We start from the raw sequence: 12,849 nt of genomic DNA, 5'->3' as shown, positions 1-12,849 counted from the left end.
CACTCTCCGGCACATCTCCCCGCACTTATGCGCATCACTTCGACTGAGATGTACGGGAGAATGACTCCTCGAGGCGCAGTACTGGCAAGATCACCCAGACGGGCGCCCCTGCACCCCGTGCCCAGACAGCAGAGGGCCCCGCCGCCGGATGACACGGCTGCGGGACCCTCTGCTGTCGGTGCGCCAGCCGCGGGTCACACCCCGGGATAGGTGCGCTCCGCGGCGCCGACGTAGAGCTGACGGGGCCGACCAATCTTGGTGGACGGGTCCCTCATCATCTCCCGCCACTGGGCGATCCAGCCGGGCAGACGGCCCAGGGCGAAGAGCACGGTGAACATCTTCTCCGGGAAGCCCATGGCCTTGTAGATCAGGCCGGTGTAGAAGTCCACGTTCGGGTAGAGCTTGCGCTCGATGAAGTAATCGTCCTCCAGGGCCTTCTGCTCGAGACGCTGCGCGATGTCGAAGAGCTCGTCATCGCCGCCGAGCCGGGCCAGGAGGTCATCGGCGATGCCCTTGACCACGCGCGCCCGCGGGTCGTAGTTCTTGTAGACCCGGTGTCCGAAGCCCATCAGTCGGACCCCGTCCTCCTTGTTCTTGACCTTCTCCATGAAGGCCTCCGGGCTGACGTCACCGGCCTGGATCTGCCGCAGCATCTTCAGCACGGCCTCGTTCGCGCCACCGTGGGCGGGGCCGAACAAGGCGTTGATGCCGGCAGAGATGGAGGCGAACATGTTCGCCTGTGAGGAGCCGACCAGGCGCACTGTGGAGGTGGAGCAGTTCTGCTCGTGATCGGCGTGCAGGATCAGCAGCGTGTCCAGGGCGTGGACCAGGTCCGGGTCCAGCTCGTACTGCTCGGCCGGCACGCCGAAGCAGCCACGCAGGAAGTTCTCCACCAGGTTCAGGTTGTTGTCCGGGTAGAGCATCGGCTGACCGATGGACTTCTTGTACGCGTAGGACGCGATCGTGGGCACCTTGGCCAGCAGGCGGTAGGTGGAACGCTCGACGTGCTCGTCATCGAAGGGGTCCAGCGAGTCCTGGTAGAAGGTCGACAGCGCGGAGACCGCCGAGGAGAGCACCGGCATCGGGTGCGCGTCACGCGGGAAGCCGCCGAAGAATCCCTTGAGCTCCTCGTGGAGCAGGGTGTGGCGTCGGGTGACGTTGTCGAAGGCGTCGAGCTGCTCCGGTGAGGGAAGCTCCCCGTAGATCAGCAGATACGAGACCTCGAGGAAACTCGAGTGCTCGGCGAGCTGCTCGATCGGGTACCCGCGGTAACGCAGAATGCCTGCGTCCCCATCGATGTAGGTGATCGCCGACTTCGCATTCGCGGTGTTCATGAAGCCGGGGTCGTAGGTCACGGCCCCGGTGGTCTTCAGCAGCGGAGCGATGTCGATCCCATCGTTGCCTTCGACGGCACGTTCGACAGGTAGCTCGAGCTCCTGGTCCTGATAGCTCAGGCGTGCTGCTGTCTGCTCAGTCATGCGGTCTCCTCATCAGAAACACTCGTACGCGACACTGACAACCTACCTGGTCGTCACGTCGCGTTGCCAGTTGTGTCACAGCCCACGCGCAGCCCCTCAGGGGGCCCGCACAAGCCGTCCCTCGGGCGCTGTGACAGCGCCCCATCGCCGGTCTCGTCAGGCTCGGCCGAGCCGAGCCGCGGCCGCCGCGATCCGTTCGTCCGAAGCCGTCAGCGCCACTCTGATGAACCCGGCGCCCTGCCCTCCGTAGAAGACACCCGGGCCGACGACGATGCCTCGGGCGGCCATCTGCTCCACCAGGGTCCAGGTCTCCGAGACGCCGTCGGTGCACCACAGGTACAGGCCCGCGGAGGAGTCCCGCACCTGCAGCCCGGCGGCCTGCAGGGCCGGCAGCAGCAGCTCACGGCGTCGCCGATAGATCTCCCGCTGATCAGCGACGTGGACGTCGTCGTTCAGCGCCACCCGCAGCGCCTCCTGCACCGGCGCGGGCATGATCATGCCCGCGTGCTTGCGGGTGTTGACCAGACCTGCGATCAGCTCCGGGCAGCCGGCGGTGAAGGCCGCCCGGTACCCGGCGAGGTTCGACTGCTTGGAGACCGAGTAGACCGCCAGCAGCCCGGCATGGTCTCCCCCGCTGACGCGTGCGTCGAGCACCGAGGGGACCTCGTCGACGTCCCAGGGCAGCTCCGCATAGCACTCATCCGAGGCGACGACGGCTCCCACCCGCCGGGCCAGCTCCACCACTGCCCGCATCGTCTCCACCCCGGTGACCGCACCGGTCGGATTCGACGGGGAGTTCAGCCAGATCAGCTTCACCTTCGCCAGCGTCGCCTCATCCAGATCAGCGGGGTCGTCGACCGCCAGCGGCGTGGCCCCGGCGATCTGGGCGCCGATGTCGTAAGTCGGGTAGGCGACCTGAGGGCGCAGCACGACGTCGCCGGACCCCAGACCCAGCAACGTCGGCAGCCAGGCCACCAGCTCCTTGGAACCGATGGTCGGCAGCACGGCCTCAGGGGCGACGTCATGGACACCACGGCGTCGGGAGAACCACGCGGCCACAGCCTCCCGCAGCTCACGCCGGCCGTGGGTCGTGGGATATCCGGGGGCGTCGGCGGCGGAGGCCAGCGCCTCCCGGATGACCTCCGGGGTGGGGTCCACCGGCGTGCCGATCGAGAGGTTGACGGCCCCGTCGGGGTGGGCGGCTGCCTGCTCCAGGTACGGAGCCATGGCGTCCCACGGGTAGTCGGGCAGTGTCAGCATGGGCGACCGGTCAGTGTTCCTGCGGGGGCAGCGCCGAGATGACCTCGTGGTCCTTCTCGATCATGCCGACCTTGGCCGCACCGCCCGGGGAGCCGACGTCGTCGAAGAACTCGACGTTGGCCCGGTAGTACTCGGACCACTCCTCCGGGACGTCATCCTCGTAGTAGATGGCCTCCACGGGGCAGACCGGTTCGCAGGCGCCGCAGTCCACGCACTCGTCGGGGTGGATGTAGAGCGAACGCTCGCCCTCATAGATGCAGTCCACCGGGCATTCCTCGATGCAGGCCTTGTCCTTCAGGTCCACACAGGGAAGGGCGATGATGTAAGTCATGGACTCCTCTGTCTCTCCTGGCCACCGAGCGGTGACCCGGGACTGCCGGTCGGTGGGCGAGGCGACCGGCGACTGTTCTCAGGTGCACACGGCACAGGGGGTGCCGGCGCCTCCAGTCTAACGATCCGGGGCCGAGGATGTCCCTCGGCCCCGTTCGGGCCGTCACATGAGGAATCCCTCACCCCGCTGTGCCGCGGCGGGTGCCCGGGACGCATCCCGGGCGAGGATCCACTTCACCAGCACCATGGAGACCAGTGTGATGCCGGCGCTGCCCAGCCACCAGATCAGCGAGGCCAGCGTGGGCCCGGGCAGCAGCTGCATGGCCTCGGCGCTGTAGGGCACCATCAGCTGGTCCGGGCCGGTCCACAGGTAGGCGATGGTCACCACGGTGAACGTGGTGATCCCCATCACAGTGGGCTCGAGCAGCGAGTCGGCGCGCAGTCCGGCCCACAGCTGGCCGAGCAGGCTCAGCAGCAGCGCGACGGCGGCGCCCCAAGGAACGACGACGCCGCTGTGGGTCTCCCCCAGCATCCAGAGGTTGCCATGCACCGCAGTGCCCAGCACGCCGATGACGATCCCTGCGGTGAAGCAGACCCCCATCAGCACCGGGCGTGAGCGCAGGCCGCGTCTCGGCGGCGTCCCCTGAGGGCCGGTCGACGGGGAGGGGCCTGCGCCGGGAGCCCCGTGCTGCGAGGGGGCCGGCATCACTGGGCGGCGTTCTTCCGCTTCCGGACCTCCTTGAGGCGGTCCGAGGAGGAGAGCGTCACCTTGCGGATCCGGATCGACTCCGGGGTGACCTCCACACACTCGTCCTCACGAGCGAACTCCAGGGACTCCTCGAGAGTGAGCTTGGTCGGCGGGGTGAGGCCTTCGAAGCTGTCTGCGCTGGCGGCACGCATGTTGGTCAGCTTCTTCTCCTTGGTGATGTTGACCTCCATGTCCTCGTTGCGCGAGTTCTCGCCGACGACCATGCCCTCATAGACCTCATCCTGCGGGTCGATGAAGAAGGTGCCGCGCTCCTGGAGGTTGATCATGGCGAACGGCGTGGCCGTGCCGGAGCGGTCGGAGATCAGGGAGCCGGAGATGCGGTACTCGATCTCGCCCTTCCATGGCTCGAAGCCCGCCGCGTAGGAGGAGGCGATGCCGGCGCCGCGGGTCTCGGTGAGGAACTTGGTGCGGAATCCGATGAGCCCACGGGCGGGGACCATGAACTCCATACGGATCCAGCCGGTGCCGTTGTTCGTCATCGTGGTCATGGTGCCCTTGCGGGCGGCCATGAGCTGGGTGATGGCCCCCATGAACTCTTCGGGAGCATCGATGGTCATGTTCTCCATGGGCTCGTGGAGCACCCCGTCGATCTCCCGGGTGACGACCTGAGGTTTGCCGACGGTGAGTTCGAAGCCCTCACGCCGCATCTGCTCCACCAGGATGGCCAGCGCCAGCTCGCCGCGGCCCTGCACCTCCCAGGTGTCCGGGCGCTCGGTGGGGAGCACCTTGATGGAGACGTTGCCGATGAGCTCCTTGTCGAGACGATCCTTGACCTGCCGGGCGGTGACCTTCGCGCCCTTGACCCGGCCGGCCATCGGGGAGGTGTTGATGCCCACGGTCATGGAGATCGCCGGGTCGTCGACGACGATGTTCGGCAGCGGCTTGGGCACCTCCAGATCGGTGAGGGTCTCGCCGATCATGATGTCCTCGATACCCGCGACGGCGACGATCTCGCCCGGACCGGCGGCGTCGGTGGAGACCCGCTCGAGCCCCTTGGTGGCGAGCAGCTCAGTGATCTTGACGGTCTTGGTCGTGCCGTCCTTGCGGGCCCAGGCGACCTGCTGGTTCTTCTTCAGCGTGCCGTTGAAGATGCGCAGCAGCGCCAGACGGCCCAGGAAGGGGGACGCGTCCAGGTTGGTGACGTGGGCCTGGAGGACTTCGTCGGCGTCGTAACGGGGAGCCGGGACGTGCTCCAGGATGGTGGAGAACAGCGGCTCGAGGTCCTCGTTCTCCGGCAGGCCGCCATCTGCGGGCTGCACGGTGGAGGCACGGCCGGCCTTGCCGGAGGCGTAGACCACCGGCACGTCCAGCACGGAGTCCAGATCCAGATCCGGGTCCTCTTCGGCGACGTCGGAGGCCAGGCCGAGGAGCAGGTCCATCGTGTCGGAGACGACTCCGTCGATGCGGGCGTCCGGGCGGTCCGTCTTGTTGACGACCAGGATCACGGGCAGCTGGGCGTTGAGCGCCTTGCGCAGCACGAAGCGGGTCTGCGGCAGCGGGCCCTCGGAGGCATCGACGAGGAGCACCACGCCGTCGACCATGGACAGGCCGCGCTCGACCTCGCCGCCGAAGTCGGCGTGACCGGGGGTGTCGATGACGTTGATGGTCACCTGATCGGCGCCGGCGTGCTGGGCGGCCGACGGCCCGGAGTAGAACACGGTGGTGTTCTTGGCCAGGATCGTGATGCCCTTCTCCTTCTCGAGGTCGCCGGAGTCCATGACCCGGTCCTCGAGGTCGCCGTGGCCGCCGACGGCCTTGGTCTGACGCAGCATGGCGTCGACCAGGGTGGTCTTGCCGTGGTCGACGTGGGCGACGATCGCGACGTTGCGCAGGTCCTGACGCTCGTCAGTTCCTGCGTGTGCGCGTACGGCAGCAGTGGTCATGTCGGGGCAGCGCCTTCCGGTGTAGAAAGAAGAGTGTTCGGCGCCGCGCCACCGCACAGGACGGCGCAGGCACCCGGTCCAGTGTACTGCCCTCGACAGGACACCGGTGCGGGCGCCTGCGCCGGGGGCCACAGGCGCCCACAGTCAGCACCGGCAGGCACTCACGAATGGAGACGGCACGCTGGCCGCAGCCCATCCCACCGAGCCGTTCGCTCTGTCTGCCGATTCACCCACCGTTAAACCGGATGAACCTCTCAGTGAGTCCACTGGTCGACCCAGACGGACTGCAGGCACACTGATAGTGCGAAAGGTTCGCGCGCGTGTCACTCTGATCTGTAGCGGACAGACTGACAGTCGCCACTGCCCCCACTGCACACAGAGGCGCCAGAAACTTCAGCAAACTCTTCATGTCCAGACCTCTCTCTTGTCGCCCTTCCAGCCATGGCCCCCTCAGCCGTTAGTGAAGTTATCTTAGGCAACCATTTGCGAAGGGGTCAACTGCTCAAACGGAGTCGTGCGTTGTGTTGGAAGAAGCCTCAACGCCAGGACCATCCCCGCCATCCCCAGATGGACGCTCACCGTCACCGAGTGGTCGAACTCATCTCCCACACGATGATCAGTCGATCGAGTACCCCTGTGCTGCCAATAGACGCTGCCGCGCCTCACGACGTCGGGTCTGGTTGACCGGGTCCGGCACAGGCGCAGCGGCCAAGAGACGCTGCGTGTAATCCTCTCGGGGGTACTGCAGAACCTGGTCGACCGGCCCCTGTTCAACAGTCCGACCGTTCTGCATGACGAGCACGTGATGCGCGAGAGTGTCGATGACGGCGAGATCATGGCTGACGAAGAGACAGGCGAACTCATACTGCTCCTGCAGCTCTCTGAACATGTCCAGCACAGCCGCTTGCACGGAGACGTCCAAGGCCGAGGTCGGCTCATCCGCGATGAGCAAGGTCGGGCTCAACACCAGTGCTCTGGCGATGCTGATGCGTTGACGCTGCCCCCCGGAGAGCTCATGGGGGTATCGATTGATCACTCCCGAAGGCAGCCGCACCGCATCGAGCAGCTCTTCGGCTCGTCGAACCCGCTCCTTCGACGTCCCCACTTTGTGCACCACCATGGGTTCAGCGATGATGTCGCCGATCGGGAATCGCGGGTCTAGAGATGCTGCCGGATCCTGAAAGACGACCCCGATCTCCTTCTTCAGGACCTTACGGTCCTTGGCCGGCATGGTGGGCATGTTGCGCCCCCGAATCAGCAGATCCCCTTCAGCCACGTCAAGCAGGCCGAGCACCGCCTTGGCCACCGTTGACTTGCCGGACCCCGATTCGCCCACGAGCCCCATGATCTCGCCCTTGTTGACGGTGAAGGAGACGCCTTCGACGACTCGCGTAGCCTTCCGTCGGAACTTGTACTCGAGGGCGATATCCCGGGCCTCAAGGGCGGGAGTCTCTTCGCTCCGTGCGTCAGCATGTGATGTGCCACGTTCCGGCGCGGCTTCTCCGACATGAATCTCAGGGTCTCGCAACAACGGCATCGCGTCGAGGAGTCGTTGGGTATATGGGTGCTGGGGCTTGGACATCACCTGCTGGACGTGGCCGGTCTCGACGACTTCACCGTTGAGCATCACCACCACACGGTCGGCCATATCGGCGACGACGCCCATGTTGTGAGTGATCAGGAGGATCCCGGTATCAAGTTCCTTCTTCAGCCGTCGCAGGAGATCCAGAACCTCAGCCTGGACCGTGACGTCCAACGCGGTGGTCGGTTCGTCGGCAATGATGACTTTCGGCCCGCAGGCGATCGCCATCGCGATCACGATGCGCTGGCGCTGGCCTCCCGAGAACTGATGGGGATAGTCCTTGATCCGCCGTCGAGGGTCGGGAATGCCGACCTTCTCCAGCAGGTCAACAGCCTTCTCCAGCGCCTGGGCACCGAAAGCCACATCATGGACCTGCAGCGCTTCGACAAGCTGATCGGAGACCCGCAGAACGGGGTTAAGCGCCGTCATGGGCTCCTGAAACACCATGGAGATGTCCTGACCACGAAGCCGACGGCGTTCGCCGGCCGACATGGTCATCACATTCCGGCCATTGAGGAGGACCTCCCCGTGGATGGTCGCGTTGTCCGGGAGCAGCCCCATCGCGGTGGAGGACGTCACCGACTTGCCAGACCCCGACTCTCCGACGACGGCCACGACTTCTCCGGGCGCGATATCGAAACTGACCCCCTTGACGGCATCCACCTCGCCGAACTCTGTCGAGAAGGAGACTCGGATGTCTTTGTAGCTGAGAACGGGAGCGCTCATCGGTCATCACCCTTCTGCGGGTTCGGAGTGGGGCCCCGACCTGTCGTCTCGTCAGTCGGGGAATCGTCGTCGGACGCGCCATCACTTGTAGCTGCCACACGCTGCTGGACCATTGCGCTTCCACGGAATCCAAGAACGCCGCGCAATGTCGGTTTCTTGTCACCCGTGCGCTTCTGCCGTGGATCGATCGCGTCTCGAAGGCCATCACCAATGAAGTTCACGCTCAGCGCGATCGCAATGATGAACAGACCAGGGAACCAGAACAGCCACGGTCGCGTAGTGAAGGCATTCTGGTTCATGTCGATCAGCAGACCCAACGACGATTCCGGCGGCTGGATCCCAAAGCCGAGGAAGGACAGCGAGGTCTCCAGCAGGATGGCTGCGGCGATGGCGAATGTCGCGTTCACGATGATCACTCCGACGCTGTTGGGGAGCATGTGCTTGACGATGATCCGGGCTGGATGGGCGCCCATAGCTGTCGCGGCGGCAACATACTCCTTCTCCCGCAGCGACAGGACCTCGGCACGGACCAGACGAGCCATCCCTGTCCAGGTCACGCACCCCAACAGAAGGGCCAGCGTCAGAGTCCCTCCCGGCAGGTTCTGTGCATAGCTGCCGAAGACGGCCGCCAGGGCCAGCAGTGGAACGACGATCACCGTATCCGTGAGCCGCATGAGCAGGGACTCGACCCATCCGCGGAAGTACCCGGCAAGGGCTCCGACCAGGACACCGATGACGGTGGAGGAGAGCGCGACCCCGAAGGCGACGATCAAGGATTGCTGCGCCCCTCGCATCACGAGCGCGAAGTAGTCTCGGCCGTTGTTGTCCTGTCCGAACGGATACTCTCCGAGGAAGCCATCCTGGAATATCGTCGGGCGACCGCCATCGACGACCGGGTTGGTCTGGAGAAAGCTCTTCCCCCACCATCCGCCCTCCCCGGTGGGGCCGATCGACGTGAACGCCACCACGATGATGGACAGCAGCACGATCATCGAGATGACCGCCGGCTTGTGGGCGAAGAACCGGCGGCGAACCAGCTGCCCTTGGGAGTACGACTTCTCGCGCCGGGCCAGGCGAGCATCCTCCATCTCCGCAAGATCTGCCGCCTGCGATGCCTCGTTCTGGTGGTCTCGGTTCATACTCATACTCGAATCCTCGGGTCCAGCACTGCATAGAGCAGGTCAGCGATCAGGTTGAAGAGCACCGCGGCCGCGCCGGTGACCAGGACGAACGCCATCACCGGTGCTGGATCGGAGTTGCCGAGTCCGGTGGCGAAGAGCTCACCCATGCCTCTCCAGCCGAAGACTCGCTCGACGATGACGGACCCTCCGATCAGGCCGGCGAAGTCGAAGGCGACGATCGTGGTGACCGGAATCATCGAGTTCCGGAACGCGTGCTTGAAGATCACCGTCCGCTCGTTGACACCCTTGGCCCGTGCCGTCCGAATGTAGTCCTGGTTGATGGATTCCAGCATTGACGCCCGCGTGTAGCGCGTATAGGTGGCCACGGAGACCACCATCAGCAATGTGGTGGGAAGCAGCAACTGTGTCCCATGGTCCAGGGACACCTCCCAGAAGTTCCCGTCGAAATTCGGCGACGACGAGCCGATCGTCGAGATGGGGCGCGGTTTCAGACTCAGGAATCCCGGCCAATGGCGCATGAAGTGATCCAGCAGCACGAGCCCGGCGTACAGCGCCGCAGTCAGCACGCTCACCGCCGTGGCCTGCCCCTTGGCATGGCCCCCCACCGTCCGCCCGACGCCGACCGCCAAGGCGACGGCCACGGCGAACAAGCCGATGATGGTCCACCACCCGCCAGGAGGGTCCAGCAGGAGCCAGAAGGTGGCGTAGTACGAGGCCAGCCCCAGGCCGACGACGATCAGCGCCGAGTAGAGAACTCGACGATTCTGAAGCCCAGCGAGCAACGCCGTCAGTCCGAAGGCGATGGCGACCCCAAGGAGCGTGATCACCAGTGGCCCCAGCTGTGGGTGCCGAGCGTAGTTGAGCCAATCGAATGCCGGCATGATCAGCGCGACGAAGCCGAACATCACCGCACCTGTGGAGACTCGGCGTCGCAGTGATCCGCCGATGATGCCCGGCACGATGACCGCCGCCGCGCCAGCAACCACGATGATCTCCACCCACGCGAATGAGGGATCGGCGATCCAATTGTTGAACCGGATCCCCATCCACTCCTTGGCGAGAACTGCAGCCCAGAAGACCGGGAGAGAGAAGAACAGGAAGATGATGAAGGAGACTGCGTAGTCGAGAGTGGAGTACTGACGGATCGCAGTGACGATTCCTGTCAGGACACCGATGATGATCGAGAACAGCGTCGCCAAGAACACGAGGCGCAGCGAGGCACCGGCTGCCTGCTGGACGAGGGCACCGACGTCCTGCCCCTGCATGTTGGTGCCCAGGTCACAGGAACCGACGACGCAACCGGCGACGCCGGTCAGCCACGTCCAGTACCGGGAGTACCACGGCTGATCGAGGTTCATGAACTCGATGCGTTGCTGAATGAGGAACTCGACGTTCTCTGCATTCGACTCCCGCAGCTCCTGCAGCGGATCGCCGGAGTTGATGACGAGAATGTAGACGAGGAGAGATGATCCTAGGAGGACGAGCGCCGAACTGCCCAGGCGCTTCAGAGCATAGGTAAGCACGGGTGAGAACTAGCCTTTGTCGCGAGTCAGGTGACATGCCGGTGGGATCCGGCGACGGCTGCCGCCGCCGAATCCCACCGGTCATCTGGACTTGCCTGTGCGGCAAGAGTCATGCGTCAGGTCGCACAGGTCACTCTGCTCGCTGCCACTGCTCAGCGTTCCACGTGATCTGGTCCTGGGACGCTGTGTCACGAACGTTGTAGATGGTCGCGTCGGAGCCGGACAGCTGCGGGTGGACGTAGAGCGGAATGCCATGGAGGTCATTCCAGAGCTCCTGCTCGATCTGCGCCACCAGTTCATGCTGCTCTTCCTCATCCTCGGCGGCCGCCACCTGGTTCCACAAGTCATCGACGGTCTCGTTCGAGTACTCTCCATAGTTCTGCGGCAGATCCGTGGAGTAGATGTTGCGGCCAGAGACGACCTGCCCGGAACCGGCCCACGCGAAGAGCGCGATCTCGTAGTCGCCGGTCTCCAGTGCACCGCCCGGTGCAAAGAAGTCGTCGGCACCGTCGTCGATGATCTCGAAACCAGCCTCATCGCAGGATGCCTTGATCTCGGCCACAGTATCCGTACGGCGCGGGTTCGGTGCCTGATAGCCGATGCGGATCTCGGCACCTTCAGCACCCTCGTTCTCGATGATCTCGCGGGCCGATTCGAGATCGACTTCATCATAGCGACCGTCGTAGCTCTCGGAGACGATCTCCTCGTAGTGATCCTCGAACGTCAGCACCTCACGGGCATTGAGCACGGTGGCGTCAGGATTGATCGGCGCGATCAGGTTATCCACGATCTGCTGCCGCGGCACACACATCGCGAATGCCTCTCGCAGCTCGGGGCTGTCGGAAAAGACCGAACTGTCGGCGAAGTTGTAGTCCAGGTGCTCCCATGTGGCGGCTTCGCCCTCATGCATCACGAACTGCCCCTCCAGCCGCTCAAGCTGGCCGCGGGTGTCCACAGTGGCCTGCGGTCGGATGACGTTGAGGTCCCCGTTCTCAAGAGCTTGGACGTGAGCACCATCGTCGACGAACCGGAAAACGAGAAGCTCAGTACCCGCTGGCGTCCCCCAGTAGTCCGGGTTGGCCGAGAGGGTGATCGACTCCCCCGCCTGCCAGTTGTCCAGCACATACGGCCCGGAACTCGGGATGAGTTCCTCGTCCGGGAGGTCTCCGGGATTGGTGAACCAATCTCCGTCGTTCCAGAAGTCGGCGGCTTCTTCGACCGTGTCCATGTCTTCGTCACGAATGGCCTCGACCAGCTCGTCGAGCTCCAGGCCACTCTGCTCAGCGATGACGTGGGCCGGCAGCGTGCCGGAGACCATCAGTTCCCAGTCCGCGTAAGGCTCAGCGAACTCGATGGTGAAAGACTTCCCCTCAGGGTCTCCCTGCGGACCCTCCGGAACGAACTCGCCATAGGTGTGGGAGACCGAATTAAACAGAGGCGATCCCTCATCATCCGTGAACGCCGGGTTCTGCGACGCCCAGTCGACGATGTAGTCCGCGGTCGTCACCGGGGTGCCGTCGGACCAGGACACCTCATCGTTGATGGTGTACTCCACCGTCCAGGGATCCTCGTTGATGACCTCATAGGAACCGAACTCGTCATCCATATACCAGACATTGTCCGTGCCCCAGTACCCGAAGCCGTCGAAGATGTGGTTCGTGACCGTCGAGTTGTAGACGTTGTACGTCTCCGGCGTCAGTCCGTTGTAGCTGGTGAATTCAGTGTCGCCGAGCGACACCGAGATCTCGTCATCGAGGGTCTCCCAGTCGTCACCGAGGTCAGCCTTCCCGGTATCCGTGGGCTCGACCGTGTACTGCTGGCCTTCCGCGGTGATCGGGTCCTCAGCCCCTCCGTTCTCCGCGCCATTGCCGTCGTCGCCGTTGCCGTTGCCGGCATCGGGAGCGCAGGCCGTCATGACCAGCGCTCCGGACGCCAACACCGCCACTGCACTCGAGAGCTTCTTGAGCTTCACAGCTTCTCCTCACTACAGGTGCAAGTCGTTCCCGGGGAATGCCGCCACCTATCATGTGACGCATCTGACACCGGGACCAGGTGCACACCAGAATACGGCCGTTGAACCACTCCCCCGGCGCCTTCCGAGACACGTGATCGAATTGTTACTGCAGTCACATTTCTGAACGAAAGCCCTGATAGGA

General features: G+C 64.6%; 9 protein-coding genes. All 9 read right to left on the bottom strand.

Annotation, left to right across the window (positions count from 1 at the left end):
* Positions 1-194: 194 nt before the first annotated feature.
* Positions 195-1,478 carry a citrate synthase gene (locus ACYVKI_RS02515; protein WP_460688765.1) on the bottom strand — a complete coding sequence of 428 codons (1,284 nt, stop codon included), beginning with the start codon at positions 1,476-1,478 and terminating at the stop codon, positions 195-197.
* 156 nt (positions 1,479-1,634) lie between these two features.
* A complete protein-coding gene (dapC, locus tag ACYVKI_RS02510; RefSeq protein ID WP_460688764.1) occupies positions 1,635-2,738 on the bottom strand; it encodes a succinyldiaminopimelate transaminase in 1,104 nt (367 codons plus the stop codon).
* A 10-nt stretch (positions 2,739-2,748) separates the two neighbouring features.
* A complete protein-coding gene (gene fdxA / locus ACYVKI_RS02505; protein WP_445507308.1) occupies positions 2,749-3,069 on the bottom strand; it encodes a ferredoxin in 321 nt (106 codons plus the stop codon).
* Between the two features lie 162 nt (positions 3,070-3,231).
* The gene (locus tag ACYVKI_RS02500) at positions 3,232-3,774 is read right to left on the bottom strand and encodes a hypothetical protein (RefSeq protein WP_460688763.1); all 543 of its coding nucleotides are present in this window, start codon (positions 3,772-3,774) and stop codon (positions 3,232-3,234) included.
* Entirely contained in the window at positions 3,774-5,720 is a 1,947-nt protein-coding gene (gene typA, locus ACYVKI_RS02495) for a translational GTPase TypA (RefSeq protein WP_460688762.1), read from the bottom strand. Before typA ends, ACYVKI_RS02500 begins: the two co-directional genes overlap by 1 nt.
* Positions 5,721-6,336: 616 nt before the next feature.
* Positions 6,337-8,028: an ABC transporter ATP-binding protein gene (locus tag ACYVKI_RS02490; protein ID WP_460688761.1), complete on the bottom strand. Its 1,692-nt coding sequence runs from the start codon at positions 8,026-8,028 to the stop codon at positions 6,337-6,339.
* A complete protein-coding gene (locus tag ACYVKI_RS02485) occupies positions 8,025-9,116 on the bottom strand; it encodes an ABC transporter permease (RefSeq protein ID WP_460689384.1) in 1,092 nt (363 codons plus the stop codon). Before ACYVKI_RS02485 ends, ACYVKI_RS02490 begins: the two co-directional genes overlap by 4 nt.
* Before the next feature lie 53 nt (positions 9,117-9,169).
* The gene (locus tag ACYVKI_RS02480; RefSeq protein ID WP_460688760.1) at positions 9,170-10,693 is read right to left on the bottom strand and encodes an ABC transporter permease; all 1,524 of its coding nucleotides are present in this window, start codon (positions 10,691-10,693) and stop codon (positions 9,170-9,172) included.
* Positions 10,694-10,823: 130 nt separating this feature from the next.
* Complete coding sequence (locus ACYVKI_RS02475; RefSeq protein WP_460688759.1) at positions 10,824-12,665, bottom strand: ABC transporter substrate-binding protein; 1,842 nt, start codon at positions 12,663-12,665, stop codon at positions 10,824-10,826.
* Positions 12,666-12,849 lie beyond the last annotated feature (184 nt).

The organism is Nesterenkonia suensis (genome assembly GCF_054782935.1).
Note: the sequence above shows the minus strand (reverse complement) of the source record. Positions and strands in the feature narration are given on the sequence as shown.